Source organism: Micromonospora parva, from assembly GCF_000718515.1.
Taxonomy (GTDB): domain Bacteria; phylum Actinomycetota; class Actinomycetes; order Mycobacteriales; family Micromonosporaceae; genus Micromonospora; species Micromonospora parva.
On sequence record NZ_JNZS01000007.1, the window covers coordinates 270333 to 287733 of the forward strand.

The window sequence follows — 17401 nt, forward strand, 5'->3', positions numbered from 1 at the left end:
CCGGTGGCGAGGTGCGGCGTTGCGCATCCGGATCGCCGCCCTCGCGGCGAATCCCGTCGCCATGCACGATCGTGGTATTGCGCCCCGGAATTGCGCACCACCGGTGCCGGGCTGACCGTCCAACGTGTCGCGCGACGATCGCTGCGGCTTATTGCCGCCCGCGCCGCTACACCCTGGAAAGAATCACACAACGACCCCAGGGTGTCCCCTCTCACAACGATCTTCCCCAGCTATTCACCGTGGCGTCGGTATTCTTGATTAGGCACAGTCTGCACCTTATGCCCGTTAGCTGAGGGGGGATCATGCCCGATCACATCGACCTCGCTCGCCTGCGAGACGTGCTCGACGGACCGTGGGCCGACGTCCGCAACGCCCACCGGAATCACCTCGACGCGCGCTTCCTCCCGGTGTACGGCGAGACCGGTGACCAGGCACGGGAGCGGATCACCCGACTGCTCACCGAACTCCCCGCCGAGCTGGGCATGGCGTCGGCCTTTCCCCCCGAGTACGGCGGCAGGTCCGACGTCGGCGGGTCGATCGTGGCCAGCGAGATGCTGGCGCAGGTCGACCTGTCGCTGATGGTCAAGGCCGGCGTGCAGTGGGGCCTGTTCGGCGGTGCCGTCGCCGCCCTCGGCACCAGACGACACCACGACGCCTACCTGCGGGACATCATCTCGGGCCGGATCTTCGGTTGTTTCGCGATGACCGAGACCGGCCACGGCTCCGACGTCCAGCAACTGCGCACCACCTGCACGTACGACCCGCAGACGCAGACCTTCGACCTGCACACGCCGCACGAGGCGGCCCGCAAGGACTACATCGGCAACGCCGCACGGGACGGGCGGATGGCGGTGGTCTTCGCCCAACTGATCACCGACGGACGACGGCACGGCGTGCACGCGTGGCTGGTGCCGATCCGCGACGCCCAGGGCAATCCGCTGCCCGGCGTGAGCATCGGCGACGCCGGCGCCAAGGGCGGGTTACTCGGCGTGGACAACGGGCGGCTCAGCTTCGACCACGTGGCAGTGCCCCGCGACATGCTCCTGGACCGGTACGGTCAGGTCGCCGAGGACGGCTCGTACTCGAGCCCGATCGAGAACGACTCCCGACGCTTCTTCACCATGCTCGGCACCCTGGTCCGCGGCCGGGTGAGCGTGGGTGGCGCCGCGTCCGCGGCCACCAAGTCGGCACTGACCATCGCGGTGCGCTACGGCGACATCCGCCGCCAGTTCGGCACGCCCGGCGCGGACCGGGAGGTGCTGATCAACGACTACCTGGCCCACCAGCGCAAGCTGCTGCCCGCCCTGGCCACCACGTACGCGCTGCACTTCGCCCAGACCGAGCTGCTCACCTCTCTCAGCGAGGTGCAGGGCGGCGACGGCCCGGTCGACGAGCAGCGACAGCGGCAGCTGGAGTCCCGGGCCGCCGGTCTCAAGGCGGCGCAGACCTGGCACGCCACCCGCACCATCCAGATGTGCCGCGAGGCGTGTGGCGGCGCCGGTTACCTGGCCGAGAACCGCCTGCCCGGTCTGAAGGCGGACACCGACGTCTTCACCACGTTCGAGGGCGACAACACGGTGCTGCTGCAACTGGTGGCCAAGGGGCTGCTCACCGGCCACCGGGACGCGTTCGGCTCGTTGGACGGCTGGGGGCGCGCGTCCTTCGTCGCCGACCAGGTCCGCGAGATGGTGCTCGAGCGTACCGCCGCGCGCTCGCTCATCGAGCGGCTGATCAGCGCGGTGCCGGGCCGCGACGACGAGGTAGCGGTCACCGATCGCGGTTGGCAGCTCAAGGCCTTCGAGGACCGCGAGAGGCACCTCCTCGACGGCGCTGTCCGCCGGCTCCGCAACGGCGCGGCCACCAAGAAGGACCGTTCCTTCGACATCTTCAACGACGTCCAGGACCACGTTCTCGCGGTCGCCACCGCGCACATCGACCGGGTCACCCTGGAGGCGTTCGTCGCCGGCATCGAGGAGACCGCCGACCCCGCGGTCCGGGCGTTGCTCTCCCGGGTCGGTGACCTGTACGCGCTCAGCGTGATCGAGGCCAACAAGGGTTGGTTCCTGGAGCACGGCCGGCTGACACCGGCCCGCTCCAAGGCGATCACGGCCGTGGTGAACGGCCTGCTCAAGGAGCTGCGCCCGCACATGCGCACCCTCGTGGACGGTTTCGCCATCCCCGAGGCCTGGCTGAACTGCGCCATCCTGAAAGAGGAACCCGACCGGCAGGACTCGATGGCCATCCACGACGCCGCCGGCGATCGCCAGGTGGTACCGGCGTAGGGGAAGGCCCGGAAGCCCGCCCCGGCTCGGCCGAAGGGTGCCCGCCGGCTCTGGGGTCGGCGGGCACCGTCGTGGTGGTAGAGGTCAGCTGCAGCAGCCGCCGGCCTGAGCGGGGGCGGCGTCGAGGGTGACCAGGTTCAGGGGCGTGGACAGCAACCCGCCGGAGATGCCGGTGGCGAGTCCGCGTGCCACCGGCTCTGCTGCGGACGCCGGCCCGCAGCAGCTGTCGCCGGTGGCGGAGTCGGCGGGGTTGCTGCTGCACACGCCGGTTTCGGGCAGGTCGAGCTGGACGGCGTGGGCGGCGTCCCAGTCGCCGGCGAGGGCGGCGACGACGGAACGGACCTGCTCGTACCCGGTGGCCATGAGGAAGGTGGGCGCCCGGCCGTAGGACTTCATGCCGACGGCGTAGTAGTCGGTTTCCGGGTGGGCGAGTTCGTTCACGCCGTGTGGGGGGACGGTGCCGCAGGAGTGCTCGTTCGGGTCGATCAGCGGCGCGAGGGCGCGGGTGGCACCCATGATCGGGTCGAGGTCCAGGCGCAGCTCGGCGGCGATCGAGTGGTCGGGGCGGAAGCCGGTGGCGGCGACGACCCGGTCGACGGTGACGGACTCCTCTTCGCCGTCGGCGTGGCGCACCAGCACAGTGACCCGGCCATCTGTCGGGGTGAGGGCGTGCACGGAGAAGCCGGTGAGCAACCGGATCCGGCCGGCGTCGACGTGCGCGCGCAGCCGGGAGCCCAGGGCGCCACGCGCCGGGAGGGCGTCGGCGTCCCCGCCGCCGTAGGTACGCGCCGGTGAGGCGGTCCGGATCGCCCAGGTCACCGCGGTGCCCGCCGTGGACTCGGCCAGTTCGGCCAGGGACAGCAGGGTGTTCGCGGCGGAGTGGCCGGCCCCGACGACGAGGGTGTGCCGGCCGGCGAAACGGTCCCGGGCCGCGCCGAGAACATCGGGCAGCGCGTGCTCCACAAACGCGGCGACGGTGCTCTCGCCGTGGGCGGGCAGGCCGGACGCGCCCAGGACGTTCGGGGTGCCCCAGGTGCCGGACGCGTCGATGACGGCGCGGGCGAGGAGCTCCTCGCCGTCGCTGAGGCGGATCAGGAACGGGGTGGAGTCACGACCGGCCGTGCGCAGCCGATCCAGGCCCCGGCGGCTGATCGCCTCGACCCGGGCGCCGTAGCGCAGGTGCGGCTTGAGCTGCGCCAGCTCGGCGAGGGGCTGGAGGTAGTCGCGGGCCAGCTCCGCTCCGGTGGGCAGCGCCTCCAGATCGGGGACGACCCAACCGGCCGCGTCGAGGAGGCGGCGGGCGGCCGGGTCGATGTTGTACCGCCACGGCGAGAAGACGCGCACGTGCCCCCACTGGCGGACGGCGGCGCCCGGGGTGTCGCCGGCTTCGAGGACGGTGAACGCGATGTCCCGCTCGTGCAGGTGCGCGGCGGCGGCCAGACCTACCGGGCCGGCACCGATGACCATGACGGGCAGCTCGTTCAGGGTGCTCATCAGCAAGACTCCTCTGCTTTGACAGTTATCGAATCAACGGAGTGGACGGGGCCCACGGGTGGGCCTGCGGTTGGTCAGGCGACGACGGGGCTGCGCCGCTCGAGCAGGACGACGTCGCGCCAGCGGCCGTGGTGACGACCGATCCGCTCGCGTACGCCGATGATCCGGAAGCCGGCCCGCTCGTGCAGGGTGAGGCTGGCCGCGTTCTCGGGGAAGACTCCGGACTGGATGGTCCAGATGCCGGCGGCCTCGGTGGAGATGATCAGCCGGTCCAGCAGCAGCCGGGCGATGCCGCGGCCCTGCGCGGCGGGATCGACGTAGACGGAGTGCTCGACCACCCCGGCGTAGACGTCGCGGGCCGAGGTGGGTGCGACGGCGATCCAACCGAGCACCCTGTCATCGGCGTCCACCGCGACGAAGCGGTGGTCGGGCAGCTTCGCCGCGTCGAACGCCGACCAGGTCGGTGCGGTGATCTCGAAGCTGGCGTTACCGGCGTCGAGCCCGGCCTGGTAGATGGCCAGGACCCGCTCGGCGTCCTCGTCCCGCAGGGGGCGCACCGTGATGTCGGTCATCAGCAGGTTCCGTTCGGGCTGGGGGCGGGTCGACCCATGACCACCTCACCCTTTCATCGGCAACAGGCGATTAAGGCTATCCACGGCGAGCGAAGGACCGTCGGAGACAGGTTGCGCGGGGCAGCCCACGTCGCGTGGGAGCGACGCCGCTCGGTGCCGAGGCGCTGTCTTGACGTCCGTCGAAACAGACAGTTGCACGCTGATTAGAGAGATGTCAACCTAGAGGAATGTCGAAACAAGCGGCGCCTCTCCCCCTCGTGGACGTGACAGCCGACGCGGTCTGCTGCCCGTCCTTGGCGCAGCACCGCATGCCGGCCGAGACCGCCACCCTGCTCGCGCCGGCGTTCAAGGCCCTCGGCGACCCGGTTCGCCTGCAGCTGATGTCGATGATCGCCTCCGCCGACAACGGCGAGGTGTGCGTCTGTGATCTCACCCCCGCCTTCGACCTCACCGGTCCGACCATCTCGCATCACCTCAGGACCCTGCGCGAGGCCGGCCTCGTCGACGCCGAGCGGCGCGGCACCTGGGTGTACTACCGGGCCCGACCGGTGATCCTGCGCCAACTCGCCGCGCTGCTCACCGTCGAACCGGTGACCGCCGCACAGCCTGCCACCGACTCCTGACCGGGCGCTCTCCCGACGCCGCACCCCGTACTGAAAGGAGGGCCCTGGTGCCCGCCAAGCCCAGCGTCCTGTTCGTCTGCATGCACAACGCCGGCCGCTCCCAGATGGCCGCCGGCTGGCTGCGCCACCTCGCCGGCGACGCCGTCGAGGTCCGCTCCGCCGGCTCCGCTCCCGCGGAAACCGTCAACCCGGCCGCCGTCGAGGCGATGCGCGAGGTCGGCATCGACATCACCGACCAGACACCGAAGCTCCTCGAGTACGCCACCGCGGAGACCTCTGACGTCATCGTGACCATGGGCTGTGGGGACACCTGCCCGGTCTTTCCCGGCAAGCGCTACGAGGACTGGAAACTCGACGACCCCGCCGGCAAGGGCGTCGAATCGGTACGCCCCATCCGTGACGAGATCCGTACCCGGGTGGAGAAACTCCTCAGCGACTTGCGCTCCGCCATCTGACCGCGCGAGCGCACCGGCCACCAGACCTGCCACCGGCCCCCCGTGGAACCAACAGAGGAACCAGGCACATGACGACGCCGACCACCCCGTCGAGCACCGCACCCCGACTCTCGACGCTGGACCGGCTGCTGCCGGTATGGATCGGCGCCGCCATGGTCGCCGGCCTGCTCCTGGGCCGGTTGATCCCCGGCCTCGACGAGGCCCTCGACCTCGTCAAGGTCGGCGGAATATCCGTACCCATCGCCCTCGGTCTGCTCGTCATGATGTACCCGGTCCTGGCGAAGGTCCGCTACGACCGCCTCGACACCGTGACCTCCGACCGACGCCTGCTGATCTCCTCCCTGGTGATCAACTGGCTCGTCGGCCCCGCCGTCATGTTCGCCCTGGCCTGGTTGCTCCTACCCGACCAGCCCGCGTACCGCACCGGCCTGATCATCGTCGGCCTGGCCCGCTGCATCGCGATGGTCATCATCTGGAACGACCTGGCCTGCGGCGACCGCGAGGCCGCCGCCGTCCTGGTCGCCCTCAACTCGGTCTTCCAGGTCCTCGCCTTCGGCCTGCTCGGCTGGTTCTACCTCACCGTGCTGCCCGGTTGGCTCGGCCTGGAGCAGGCCGGGCTCTCCGTCTCCGGCTGGGACATCGCCGGCAGCGTCCTGGTGTTCCTCGGCATCCCCCTGGCCGCCGGCTACCTCACCCGCAGACTCGGCGAACGCGCCAAGGGCCGCGACTGGTACGAGGCGAGGTTCCTGCCGCGGATCGGGCCGGTCGCCCTGTACGGGCTGCTGTTCACCATCGTGCTGCTCTTCGCCCTGCAGGGCGACGCGATCACCGCCCAGCCCTGGGACGTGGCCCGCATCGCGGTGCCGCTGCTCGCGTACTTCGGGATCATGTGGTTCGGCTCGTTCGCCATCGGTCGGGCGATCGGCCTGAGCTACGAACGCACCACCACGCTCGCCTTCACCGCCGCCGGCAACAACTTCGAACTCGCCATCGCCGTGGCGATCGGCGTGTTCGGCGTCACCAGCGGTCAGGCCCTCGCCGGCGTCGTCGGGCCGTTGATCGAGGTGCCGGTGCTGGTCGCCCTCGTCTACGTCAGCCTCGCCGCCCGGCGCCGGTTCGGTCACCCCGACATCAAGCAGCTGAAGCCGGCAGCTTCGGGGTGACCGCTTGACCCGCGTTCCGGTTCTCGGGAAGAGACGGCTCAGCTCGGGACGCTCAGCGCGCCGAGGGCACGACCGGCCTCCCGGGCGGACTGCAGGGCCCCGGCGTGCATCTGGGCGGCCTGGTCGACGAACGCGTCGAGTGCGGGGTTGACCCCGACCAGGGTGAACTCGCGTTCGACAACGGTGAGGTCGGCGCCCCAGCAGTCACCGATGATCCGGCGCAGGTACGGCGTCGAGTGGTCCCAGCCCTCCCGAGGTGTGCCGGCACCGTACGCGCCACCACGCACCGTGGCGAGCACTGTGGGCTTACCCGCCAGGAACGGCTCCGTTGTCGCCCGCGGGTCCGCGAGCACCACGTCGACGTACGTCTTGAAATGCTGGGAGACGCCGAAGTTGTAGAGCGGCACGGCGAACAGCAACGCGTCGGCGGCCCGCAACTCGTCCACCAGCGTCGCGGCGAGGGCCACCGCCTCCCGCTGCTCGGCGGTGCGTTCCTCGGCCGGCGTCATACCGGCGGACACCGCCGCCGCCCAGAGGGTTGCCGGCAGGGTGTCCACCCCGACGTGGCGGCGCTCGACGGTGTCGCCGGGATGACTGGCGAGCCACTCCTCCTCGACGATGTCCGCGATTTCACGACTCGCCGAGCCGTGCGTTCGGATGCTGGCATCAAGCCGGAATAAGGTCACGAGCACTCCCTGGGGAACTGAGGTTCAAGGTTGAACTTCACCCTAGAGCAGATTGTTCAAGCTTGAACCTGAAGGAGACGTCCCTCACCCTCGTGAACCACGCCGACACGTACGCTTGCGCCATGCCCGACGAACCTCGGTGGTTGACCGACCACGAGCGCGACGCCTGGCTTGCGCTGGCCAAACTCATGTTCAACCTGCCGAGCGCCCTCGACGCCCAACTCCTGCGGGACAACCACCTCACGCTGTTCGACTACTTCGTGCTCAGCGGCCTGTCCATGGCGCCGGGGCGAACCATGCGACTCAGTGACCTCGCCAGCCACCTCAGCTGCTCGCTGTCCCGACTGTCGAACGTCGTCAAACGCCTCGAACAACGAGGCCTGCTCCGCCGCACCCCCGACCCGGAAAGCCCCCGCTACACCGTGGCCTCGCTCACCGACGCCGGGTGGGATCTTGTGGTCGCCGCGGCCCCCGGCCACGTCGCGGCCGTCCGTGACTACGTCATCGACGGCCTCACCGCGAGCCAGATCGACGTCCTGCGCGAGGTGGCCTGCCATGTGACCCGGAAGATTTCCGAGGCTCCGGAGGCCAGCACCCGCTGACGCCCGGGCGGGGTGCACCGCGTCGCCTGTTCCACCGGGCGGAACTGCACCCCCAGGTCACGGCGTCCCTTTCCCGGGCCGCCCGGGTGATCGTCGTACGCATTGCCGAGCAGATCGTCTGCGTGGAATATTATCTCCCTGGCCGAGCATTCAACTGAGCGACGACCGGCACCAGACACCGGCCGCGACAGGGTTCAGAGCGCGAGTGATCGCACTGCTCGCGCGAGTCGGGATGGGGAACATCAGATGATCATGGAGATCGGCATCGTCCTCGACGCGTCACGGTTGGCCCGCGCGCCGCTGGAGACAGTCGAGCTGGCCCGCCTCGCCGAGGAACGCGGCCTGGACCTTGTGGTCGTCGCCGACGCGGCGACCGGGACATCAGCCGGCCTGGACCCCTGGACCGCGGCGGTCTGGCTGGCGGGATCGACACGCCGGATCGCCATCGGTGCCCCCGCCGGCGCCACCACCGCTCCCGATCCGACCGACCCGCAAGCGCAGTACCCGAGCGTGATCGCCAAGGCGCTGGACAGCATCGACCTGCTGGCGCAGGGGCGGATCATCTCCGACCCCGCCGGCTGGGTCGTCGCGCCACGGGACGCGAAGCCGGCGGAACTGGCCCGCCTCGCCGAAGCCGACCTGCCCGTCGTGGTCCCGGTGGATTCGCGCGAGGACGTCGAACGCCTCGCAGCGCTCGCCGCCGAAGGCGACCACCGCAGCGGCGTACGCCGACGCTCGGCCGCGGTGCGCGCCCAGCGCAAGCCGGGCATCGACTACGACGGCGTACCAGCGTCACTCGCCGACGCCGCGGTCGAGCCCGGCGATCCGCAGTACCGCTCCCTGTCCTCCACCTATCTGCGCGGCGGTGCTCCCGGGTTGGTGCTGCGGCCCTCGACACCGGCCGAGGTGTCGGACGCGATCGAGTTCGCCCGACGACACCGGCACCTGCCCCTCGGCATCCGCAGCGCCGGCCACGGCATCAGCGGCCGTTCGACAAACCGGGGCGGCCTGGTGATCGACGTGGGCGCCATGAACACGATCAGTGTGGTGGACCCCGTCCGCCGGCTCGTGCGCATCGGCCCCGGCGCGACCTGGAAGCAGGTCGCCGAAGCCCTGACCCCGCACGGGTGGGCACTCGGCTCGGGCGACTACGGCGGCGTCGGCGTCGGCGGGCTCGCCACCGCGGCCGGAATCGGCCTGCTCTCGCGCAACCACGGCCTGACGATCGATCATCTCCGGTCGGTCGACCTCGTACTCGCCGACGGACGGCAGGTGCGGGCGAGCAGAGAGCACAACCCGGAACTGTTCTGGGCCGTACGGGGAGCGGGCGCCAACTTCGGCATCGCCACCTCGTTCGAATTCGAGGTCGACGAGGTGGGCGAGGTCGGCTGGGCGCAACTCGTCCTGCTCTCCACCGACATCGAGCAGTCGCTGCGCCGCTTCGCGGAACTGGCCAGTTCGGCACCACGGGACACCACGGTGTTCCTCGTGACCGGGCAGCCGCGTGCGGGCACGTCGACCATCCAACTCTTCGCTGTGGTCGACAACCCGGATCCCGACACCGTCGTGGCGCGCCTGACACCGTTCCTGGAACTCGGGGCGCTCGCCGGACAGCAGGTGGTGATGACGCCGTACTCGGGAGTCATGGGCAACGCCGCCGACGTCGGGCCGAACGGCCACCAGGGATTCGGCGAGCCGAACTCGCGGTCGGCCTTCCTGCCCACACTGACCCCCGAGTTCGCCCGTGATGCCGCGGCGATGCTTCGCAGCGGGGGCGTCTACTTCTTCGAGCTGCGGGCCATGGGCGGCGCGATCGCCGACGTCGCACCGGGCGAGGCGTCCTTCAGCCATCGGACGCCGGCATTCCAGCTGACGGCGATGGGCCAGAACAATCAGCGCCTCAACGCCGTATGGGAACCACTGCGTCAGCACTTCGACGGCCTCTACCTCAGCTTCGAGACCGACCGCAGTCCCGAACGGCTGCTCGACGCCTTCCCGGCACCGGTGTTGGAGCGCCTTCGCACACTCAAACACCGCTACGACCCGGACAACCTCTTCCGGGACAACTTCGCCATCGACCCGCGGACAACGAAGGAGGCACAGGCATGACCGACTACGGACACGACCTGCTCTTCGGCGCTTTCATCACACCCGCCGCACAACAGGCCCGACAGGTCGTCGACCTGGCGGTCACCGCGGACCGGGCCGGCCTCGACCTCGTCAGCTTCCAGGACCACCCGTACCAGGCCTCGTACCTGGACACGTCGACCCTGCTCGCCTTCGCCGCGGCCCGCACCGAGCGCGTCCACCTCAACGCCAACGTCACCAGCCTGCCGCTACGGCCACCGGCCGTCCTGGCCCGGGCCGCCGCCTCGCTCGACATCCTCAGCGGCGGCCGCTTCGAACTCGGCATCGGTGCCGGTGCGTTCTGGGACGGCATCGCCGCCATGGGCGGACGCCGGCTCAGCGCCGCCCAGGGCGTCACCGCGCTGCGCGAAGGGATCGAGATCATCCGCGAGATCTGGGACACCACGGCCCCCGGCGAGGTGAGCTACGACGGGCAGTACTACTCGGTCAAGGGCGCCCGACGCGGACCGCGTCCCGCCCACGACATCCCGATCTGGGTCGGGGCGTACAAGCCCAAGATGCTCGCGCTCACCGGTGCGGTCGCCGACGGCTGGCTGCCCAGCATCGAGTACCTGCCCCGGGGCGCCGACTCCCTACCGGAACTCAACGCGCGAATCGACGGCGCGGCGCACGACGCCGGCCGCGACCCGGCAGCCGTACGACGGTTGATGAACTTCATGAAGGTCCAGCTCTCGTCAGCCCCGCGTGGGCTTCTCAACGGCCCGCCCGCCGCCTGGGTCGACCAGATCGTCGACCTGGCGCTGCGGGACGGCATCAGCGCCTTCATCATCGGTGGGGACGACCCGAGCATCACCGAGCGTTTCGGCGCCGAGATCGCACCTGCCGTGCGAGAGGTCGTCGAGCGGGAACGCAAGGCCGGCGCAGCCGCCCGGCCGCCCAGAGCGTAGGAGCCGCGAGGTGGGGGTGGGCGGCCCGGAGAGGTGATCGCCGGGCCGCCCGGTGGTGAGCCACGCTGGGCGGCCCGGCGATCAGCCGGTCAGAGACCGGCGGCGTGTGCGGCGGCGGTGCCACCGACCACGGGCAGGACGATATTGCTGCTCTTCAGCGCGACCTTCAGGTTCGCGGCGGTGGTGTCCGCCTGGCTGGAGTACTGCGGGTAGCTGGCCACGATGATCACGCCGATCCGGTGGCCGGGCTTGAAGACGTAGTCCTCCGGCAGCAGCGGGAAGCTGAAGTTGTACGACTCCCCCGGCACCAGTGGCACGGCGACGCGGATCGACTGCCGGTTCTGGGCGTCCATGATGCCCTTGGTGACCAGCTCGTAGTCGGCGGTGGCCACCCGCTTCGCCGTCTGCTTGTAGCAGCCGTCGTCGGTCGGGCTGCTCTCGCCCCAGCAGTCCGACGTGTCCAGGGTGATGATCCCTTCGCCGGAGGCCCGGTGCGCGACCCGCTCGTCGGTGCCGTAGTCGACCAGGATGGCCCCGAGGTTGGTGTCGGCCTGGTCGGCGGAGGCCCGCAGCTGCACGGTGGGCGTGCCGGAGATGTGCAGCGGCGCGGACAGCGGCGCGGAGAGGAACGCCAGCCGGTTGGGCTGCACCACGTCCGGGTTGAGGATCATGGTGTTCTGGCTCTGCGTGCGGCTGTCCTGGAACGCCCCGGTCGCCGGCTTCGCGGTGGGCACCAGCCCGAGACCGCCCGCGCCGGTGGCGCCGGGCTGCAGGAACACCTCGGTGTCGGCCTTGCCGGGGATCGGCCAGTCGGCGTGGGTCTCCCACACGTCGGCGGAGCGCTCCAGGTCCACCCGCGGCTCGTCCATGATGCCGTTGGCGACGCCCTGCAGCCAGAAGTCGAACCACCGGTGCAACGTCGACACCCACACCGCGCGGCGCGAGTCGAACGGGTCGACGTGGCCCTCCTGCGACAGCCACAGCTTGCGCGGCACGTTGTTCTCCGCCAGGGCGTACCAGAACTTGCTGAAGTGGTCCGGGCGGACGTTGTCGTCGTTGAGGCCGTGGTAGAGCAGCACGCTGGCGGTGACGTTGGGGACCTTCTTGACGTAGCTGCGCTCGTTCCAGAAGGAGGTGTAGTCGCCGTGCTCGTCGCCGTCGGCGGCGCCTATCGCGTCGCGTACCGGCTTGCAGTAGTCCCGACGCTCGGGATTGGTGACCGTGTTGGCCAGCGACGACACGTAGCTGTTGCCGCGGGTGACCACGCCGTTGCTGCGCACGTAGTCGTAGTACTCGGTCGGTCCGCTGATAGGCACGACGGTGGTCAGGCCCTTCACGCCGGTCACCGCCGTGGCCATGGCCAGCGAGCCGTCGTACGACTTGCCGATCATCCCCGTCTTGCCGTTGTGCCAGTCCGCCTTGACGATCTCACCGGCGGCGTTACGGGCGGTGGCCCGGCCGTTGAGCCAGTTGATGGCCTGCTTGGCGCTCAGGTTGTCCTGGTTGGCGTTGGTGGTCGGGCAGCCGGTGGAGTTGTTGGTGCCGACCATGTCCAGCAGGATGACCGCGTAGCCGCGCGGCACGAAGTAGTTGTCGTAGAACAGGGGCCACTTGTCCAGCAGCCCGTCGCCGTCGAGGTCCGCCTTGCACTCGGACTCGTTGCCCCGGCAGACAGTCGAGTAGTAGGGGCTGGCGTCCATCACGACGGGGGCCTTGAGCCCCTGTGCGGTGGCCGCCGGCCGCATCAGGTCGAACGCGATGATGTCGCGCAGACCGTCGTTGTCGCTGTCGAAGGTGGAGTCGATGAAGAGGCGTTCCCGAATGGCGTCGGCGTAGCCGAACACCGGCTGGGTGACGCCGTCCTGGACGACGATCGACGGCGGGCCGTCCGCCGCCAGCGCCTGTGGTGCCGCGCCGAGGGCGGCGAGCACTGTCGCGGACAGTACGGCCACGCCTCTGCGCCACCGCGTTCCCACTGTAGCCATGCATTCTCCTTGATGTGTCCGAGGCTGCGTACGCTACGAGCCGGCGGCCGGTGCCACCACCTGCACGTGTAGGAAGTTCGTCGGGCGTGCTTCGACGGGGTGCGTCAGTCGCCCGGCGGGCAGCAGTGCGGCGGGCACGGCAAGACCCCGGTGCGACGCCGACCGGTGCCGGGCCGGCGTCGCACCGGGGTGTCTGGATGACGGGGCTACGGCTGGCCGGCCAGCACCAGCTCCCGCAGCCGCCGGTCGAGGGTCGGGGCGTCCAGGCCACCCGGCCAGCCGCGCAGCAGTGCGCCACCCTTGGCCACCAGCACGACGGCCGGCGGCTCCCGCACCGCGTACGAACGCCAGATCGTCTGCTGGTCGTCCAGGACGACCGGATACTCCACCTGGTGGGCGCGCAGGTAGTCCTGGACCTCGTCGGCCTGGTCCGCGCCGGCCACGCCAACGAAGACCACCCGGTCCCGATAGCTGCGGGCCAGCTCGCTGAGGGCGGCCTGGCGACTGGCGCAGGTGGTGCACCAGGAGTTGAAGAAGGTGAAGACGACGGGGCGCTGCGCCCACAGTTCGGCGGCGGCGAACGGTGTGCCGTCGGTCAGCGCGCCGGTGAACGCCGGGGCGGCCGGGGCGGTGCCGGGTGCCGGGCGCAACGCCAGGTCGGCGGGGACCGGTCCGGGCAGCGCCGCCGCCCCTCCGGCGGGCGCCGGTGGAGGCCCGGCCTCGGGTGTGGGCGTGCTGCATCCGCCCAGCAGTGCCACAGTCAGCAGCAGCGGCAGGAGTGCCCGCCTCATGACGGGACCACCGCCACCAGCGCCGGGCCCTCGCTGCTGTCCGACGTCAGGTCGAGCGCCGGCCGGCCGTCCACCTCCAGCCGGTAGGAGGCCCGCTGCGGCACGCGCACCGCAACGGCGAACTCGCAGTAGGTGGGCATGCGCTCGACCCCCAGGTCCTCGGCGAAGGCGGCCACCGCGGTTCCCGCCGGCAGCTGCCCGCTGGCCACCGCCGCCCCGTCCGGGTCGAGTACGCGGTACGGCGCCCGGTTGTGGAAGTGCGTGTACGGGCCGGTGCCGGCGCAGTCCACACCCGCGGCCCGGATGTTGATGTCGCGGACCAGGACCCGGACGGTCGTCGGGGAGACCGCCTCCTGGGTGGCGCCGACGGCGCCGCAGCCGGTCGCGCCGGCCAGCAGCAGGGGCAGCAGAGTCATGATGCTTCGCCGCACGTCATCCTCCTTCGGCCCGCCTGCCGGGTCCGCGGCGGCCTGTCGCCGCGGACCCGGCAGGACCGGGGTCAACCTCGGGCGTCGGTCAGGACTTCTCGACCCGGCACTGCTTGGTCACCGTCTTCGTCGGGTCGCTCTCCGAGGTCGCGGTGAGCTTCACGAAGCCGGTCTCCGCGGCGGCGGCGGTGGCACCCACCGACACCGTGACCGTGGTGGCCTTGCCGAACTGTGCGGTGGCGAGCTGGTTGGGCAGCCAGGTCCGCCAACCCTTGCCGGCCACCTCCGCGGACAGGCGGTAGACGTCCGACTTCAGGTAAGCGCTGACGTTCTCCGGGTGCTGCTGCCCGCCGGCCGAGTAGGTACCGGTGTTGGTCAGCTCGAACGAGCAGGTCACGCCGCGGTTGGTGGGCTTGCCGCCGCTGGTCACCTCGCCCTTGCCCAGGTTCACTCCGTGACTGCTCGGCCCGCCGGTGCCGTCCAGGGAACGCACCGCCACGGTGTAGGACAGCGAGCCGGCCGAGTCCCGCTTGAGATCGATGATGTAGAAGTGCAGCCGGTTGGCCTCGTCGACGTACTCGTACTGGCTGCCGGTGTCCGCGCCGGCGTGGAACAGCGCGTCGGAGAGCTGCCGGTAGTCACCCATGGTGATCTTCTGTGGGGTGCCGTCGGGCCGGTAGAAGTCGATCATGTCGATGTCCTGCGGGTTGGCGTCCACCACCCACTGGAACGGGGCGCTGTCGGCGTTCTTCGTCTTGCTCAGCAGCACGCCGCTGTCCGGGGTGAAGGAGTCCGCGCCCATCCGGTCGACGACCTCGACCGTGTAGTTGTTGAAGTTGCCGCCGTCGCACAACGGGTCGGTGCTGACCGCACAGGTCGGCGACAGGTCCTTGTTGAGCGCGATGTTCACCCCACTCAGACCCTTCGGGCCGGCGTCGACCGCCCGGGACGTGACCTGCGCGACCACCAGACCCGAGGAGGCCAGCGACTCCCGCGACAGCCGCAGCACGTGCTCCTCGCCGACCAGCCCGATCTTGATCTTGTCCCGCAGGGTGTGCAGCGAGCCCATCGAGCCACCGTTGGTCGGTGGGATCTGCCAGCGGGTGTGCGGACCGCCCGGGCCGTTGAACGACCCGCGCGACATCATGCTCCAGATCCCGGTGTACGCCCGGCGCAGCGGCTCGCCGTACGGGTTGTTGTAGTTGTCGCCGATGCCGAGCAGGTGGGACAACTCGTGGGCGTAGACGCCCATGCCGGAGCTCTCGCCCTGCGTCGAGGAGCCGCCGCCAGCGTTCGGCCACAGCGTCGCCGCCGCCTTCCACGAGGTCCAGTCCACGTAGCGGGTCTTCGCCCAGTTCGGCAGGTTGGGGTCCGGCGGACCCCAGGCGTCCGGCACGTCCTCCTTGTTCTGGAAGATCATCTGCCCGAACTCCTGCCAGGTCGACGACTCGTCCTGGCCGGCGCTGAGGATGAACACCAACTCGTACTGGTTGGCGACCTCCTCGCCGACGGCCGCCCGCCAGGCGCCCAGGCCGTCGGTGCGGATGTTCTTGCCGCACACGTCCCCGCTCGGGCAGGCACCCGGGTTGAACCCGTTGTCCAGCCCGTACTGGTAGGACTTGGCCGGCATCTGGTACGGCCCGAACCCGGTGAGGTCGACGCCGTAGCGGCCGTTGGAGTCCTGCATCCAGTACTCGTGCAGGGTGTGGCCCTTGTTCAAAGTGTTCGGGGTGTTCAGGAAGTCCTGGTAGAACTTCGGCACGTCGGCCCGGGGAATGTTCGTCGCGACGGACTGCGGGTTGCCGAACACCGTCGAGCGGGCCCGCTGGGAGACCGCGAACGTCTCATCCGGATAGTCGAGCGCCACCAGAGCGATCTTGAAGTTGCGGACCGAGCCCGACACGCTCGGGTCGGCCCAGTTCTTGCCCGGCACAGCCTTGTAGTCGTTCCAGGTCATCGTGTCCGGGTTCTGCCAGGCCTGCGGGTCCAGGACCTGGAACGGCGCGGTGCCGCCGGCCGGGTTGGCCGGGGCCGCGGCGGCCTGCGCCGCCCCGGTCGCCACCAGGGTGGTCACCACGGCTGCGGCCAGTACGGCCCGCCTCAGCCGGGTTCGATGGGGGGTAGCACGGTGCACGGAATCACCTCTCGTCGGAGGAAAACGCGGCGCTGGCGTCCCGGTGGGGGTACCGCGCGACACCTGTCAGCAGGCCGCGCAGCGAATCTAGGAGGGCGGGCCGGTGCCGGTCACCGTGCAGATGTCGGCAGGTGGGCCGGCGACTTCCGACACCTGAAGGACCGGCGTGCCCGCCGGCTCAGCCACTGCCGGCCCCGAACGCCGGCCCGGCCGTCGCCGCGAGGGCCCGCAGCACGTCGCGGCGCACCCCGTCCACAGCGGTGCCGGACAGGGGTCCGCGCGGGGGGCGGCACCGTCCGCCGAACCGCCCGGCGCACTCCATGGCCAGCTTGACCGCCTGTACGGCTTCCGGCCGCGAGGCCCAGCCCAGGATCGGGTGCAGCTCGGCGTAGAGCGGCAGCGCCCGGGCCAGGTCGCGGGCGGCGCACAGCTCGTACAGGCGCACGGCCTGGCGGGGCAGCGCGTTGGGCAGGGTGGCGATCCATCCGGTGGCGCCGCACAACACCAGTTCGAGCACCACGTCGTCGGCCCCGACCAGCACGTCCACGTGTGGGCAGAGGTCCCGCAGGCGGTGCAACCTGCGGACGTCGCCGGTGACCTCCTTGACCGCGACGATCCCGTCGATCTCGGCGACGGTGGCCAACAGGTCCGGCGTGAGGTCCAGCCGGGCGTCGTACGGGTCGTTGTGGGCGACCACCGGCAGGCCGACCGCCGCCACCTCCCGGTAGTGGGCGACCACATCGGCGGGCCGGGCGGCGGGCCCGTCGGGCGGCCGTGCCAGCACGCCGTCGGCGCCGACCGCGGCGGCCTGCTCCGCCCAGTGGCGGGCCTGCCTGCTGCCGTAACCGCCGACACCGGGCACCACCGCGCAACCGGGTGGCGCGGCCTGCACCGTCGCCTTCACCACGGCGGCCCGCTCGTCGTCGGAGAGGGCCCGGTACTCCCCCATCGACGCGCACGGCGCGACCCCGTGACACCCCTCGGCGGCGAGCCAACGGACGTGTTCCTGGAGCTGGTCGAAGTCGACCGACAGGTCGGCGCGGAACGGTGTGGTGATGGCGACCAGCACGCCCCGCCAGGGCCTACCAGTTCCCACTCGGATATCCCCTCCCCGCCGGCAAACGCCCGTCATCGGTACCGCATCGTGCGCG

The 17401-nt window shown here is 70.7% G+C and carries 15 protein-coding genes; 7 read left to right on the forward strand and 8 right to left on the reverse strand.

The window, feature by feature from the left end:
- Positions 1-302 precede the first annotated feature (302 nt).
- Complete coding sequence (locus tag IF22_RS0110830; RefSeq protein WP_030330845.1) at positions 303-2282, forward strand: acyl-CoA dehydrogenase family protein; 1980 nt, start codon at positions 303-305, stop codon at positions 2280-2282.
- Between the two features lie 84 nt (positions 2283-2366).
- On the opposite strand, the gene IF22_RS0110835 is transcribed toward IF22_RS0110830, so the two are convergent.
- Together IF22_RS0110835 and IF22_RS0110840 are read right to left on the reverse strand one after the other, a co-directional pair.
- A complete protein-coding gene (locus IF22_RS0110835) occupies positions 2367-3776 on the reverse strand; it encodes an NAD(P)-binding domain-containing protein (protein ID WP_030330846.1) in 1410 nt (469 codons plus the stop codon).
- A gap of 74 nt (positions 3777-3850) precedes the next feature.
- Entirely contained in the window at positions 3851-4348 is a 498-nt protein-coding gene (locus IF22_RS0110840) for a GNAT family N-acetyltransferase (protein WP_030330848.1), read from the reverse strand.
- A 227-nt stretch (positions 4349-4575) separates the two neighbouring features.
- Here IF22_RS0110840 and IF22_RS0110845 point away from each other — a divergent pair, with 227 nt between their 5' ends.
- The 3 genes from IF22_RS0110845 (at position 4576) to arsB (ending at position 6589) form a co-directional block, all read left to right on the forward strand.
- Positions 4576-4971 (forward strand): ArsR/SmtB family transcription factor, encoded by a 396-nt coding sequence (locus IF22_RS0110845; protein ID WP_030330851.1) that lies wholly within the window; start codon positions 4576-4578, stop codon positions 4969-4971.
- A 47-nt stretch (positions 4972-5018) separates the two neighbouring features.
- Positions 5019-5426, forward strand: a complete 408-nt coding sequence (locus IF22_RS0110850; RefSeq protein WP_156057440.1) for an arsenate reductase ArsC — start codon at positions 5019-5021, stop codon at positions 5424-5426.
- Positions 5427-5494: 68 nt separating this feature from the next.
- The gene (arsB, locus tag IF22_RS0110855) at positions 5495-6589 is read left to right on the forward strand and encodes an ACR3 family arsenite efflux transporter (protein ID WP_030330862.1); all 1095 of its coding nucleotides are present in this window, start codon (positions 5495-5497) and stop codon (positions 6587-6589) included.
- A 38-nt stretch (positions 6590-6627) separates the two neighbouring features.
- On the opposite strand, the gene IF22_RS0110860 is transcribed toward arsB, so the two are convergent.
- Positions 6628-7275, reverse strand: coding sequence for an FMN-dependent NADH-azoreductase (locus IF22_RS0110860; protein ID WP_030330864.1), 648 nt, complete (start codon positions 7273-7275; stop codon positions 6628-6630).
- Positions 7276-7397: 122 nt separating this feature from the next.
- Between IF22_RS0110860 and IF22_RS0110865 the strand changes: the two genes are divergently transcribed.
- The 3 genes from IF22_RS0110865 to IF22_RS0110875 all read left to right on the forward strand — a co-directional run bounded on the left by IF22_RS0110865 (position 7398) and on the right by IF22_RS0110875 (position 10912).
- Positions 7398-7877: a MarR family winged helix-turn-helix transcriptional regulator gene (locus IF22_RS0110865; protein ID WP_036411238.1), complete on the forward strand. Its 480-nt coding sequence runs from the start codon at positions 7398-7400 to the stop codon at positions 7875-7877.
- 246 nt (positions 7878-8123) lie between these two features.
- The gene (locus IF22_RS0110870; RefSeq protein WP_245233596.1) at positions 8124-9986 is read left to right on the forward strand and encodes an LLM class flavin-dependent oxidoreductase; all 1863 of its coding nucleotides are present in this window, start codon (positions 8124-8126) and stop codon (positions 9984-9986) included.
- Positions 9983-10912 (forward strand): LLM class flavin-dependent oxidoreductase, encoded by a 930-nt coding sequence (locus tag IF22_RS0110875; protein ID WP_036411162.1) that lies wholly within the window; start codon positions 9983-9985, stop codon positions 10910-10912. The genes IF22_RS0110870 and IF22_RS0110875 overlap by 4 nt, the downstream gene beginning before the upstream one ends.
- An 89-nt stretch (positions 10913-11001) precedes the next feature.
- On the opposite strand, the gene IF22_RS0110880 is transcribed toward IF22_RS0110875, so the two are convergent.
- From IF22_RS0110880 to IF22_RS0110900, 5 genes are all read right to left on the reverse strand, one after another.
- Positions 11002-12897 (reverse strand): CocE/NonD family hydrolase, encoded by a 1896-nt coding sequence (locus IF22_RS0110880; RefSeq protein WP_051708312.1) that lies wholly within the window; start codon positions 12895-12897, stop codon positions 11002-11004.
- A gap of 206 nt (positions 12898-13103) precedes the next feature.
- On the reverse strand, positions 13104-13688 hold the full coding sequence (locus IF22_RS33700) for a TlpA family protein disulfide reductase (RefSeq protein WP_051708314.1): 585 nt from the start codon (positions 13686-13688) through the stop codon (positions 13104-13106).
- Positions 13685-14119 (reverse strand): hypothetical protein, encoded by a 435-nt coding sequence (locus IF22_RS0110890; RefSeq protein WP_156057442.1) that lies wholly within the window; start codon positions 14117-14119, stop codon positions 13685-13687. The genes IF22_RS33700 and IF22_RS0110890 overlap by 4 nt, the downstream gene beginning before the upstream one ends.
- Positions 14120-14204: 85 nt before the next feature.
- Positions 14205-16250, reverse strand: coding sequence for a M6 family metalloprotease domain-containing protein (locus IF22_RS0110895; RefSeq protein ID WP_036411164.1), 2046 nt, complete (start codon positions 16248-16250; stop codon positions 14205-14207).
- Positions 16251-16428: 178 nt separating this feature from the next.
- Complete coding sequence (locus IF22_RS0110900) at positions 16429-17346, reverse strand: dihydrodipicolinate synthase family protein (protein ID WP_245233597.1); 918 nt, start codon at positions 17344-17346, stop codon at positions 16429-16431.
- Between the last annotated feature and the right edge of the window lie 55 nt (positions 17347-17401).

Excerpts from the sequence above, each read along its gene's own strand:
- arsB (WP_030330862.1), top strand. The coding sequence starts at position 5,495 with ATGACGACGCCGACCACCCCGTCGAGCACCGCACCCCGACTCTCGACG.
- IF22_RS0110875 (WP_036411162.1), top strand. The coding sequence starts at position 9,983 with ATGACCGACTACGGACACGACCTGCTCTTCGGCGCTTTCATCACACCC.
- IF22_RS0110870 (WP_245233596.1), top strand. The coding sequence starts at position 8,124 with ATGATCATGGAGATCGGCATCGTCCTCGACGCGTCACGGTTGGCCCGC.
- IF22_RS0110835 (WP_030330846.1), bottom strand. The coding sequence starts at position 3,776 with ATGAGCACCCTGAACGAGCTGCCCGTCATGGTCATCGGTGCCGGCCCG.
- IF22_RS0110840 (WP_030330848.1), bottom strand. The coding sequence starts at position 4,348 with ATGACCGACATCACGGTGCGCCCCCTGCGGGACGAGGACGCCGAGCGG.
- IF22_RS0110830 (WP_030330845.1), top strand. The coding sequence starts at position 303 with ATGCCCGATCACATCGACCTCGCTCGCCTGCGAGACGTGCTCGACGGA.
- IF22_RS0110880 (WP_051708312.1), bottom strand. The coding sequence starts at position 12,897 with ATGGCTACAGTGGGAACGCGGTGGCGCAGAGGCGTGGCCGTACTGTCC.
- IF22_RS0110845 (WP_030330851.1), top strand. The coding sequence starts at position 4,576 with ATGTCGAAACAAGCGGCGCCTCTCCCCCTCGTGGACGTGACAGCCGAC.
- IF22_RS0110865 (WP_036411238.1), top strand. The coding sequence starts at position 7,398 with ATGCCCGACGAACCTCGGTGGTTGACCGACCACGAGCGCGACGCCTGG.
- IF22_RS33700 (WP_051708314.1), bottom strand. The coding sequence starts at position 13,688 with ATGAGGCGGGCACTCCTGCCGCTGCTGCTGACTGTGGCACTGCTGGGC.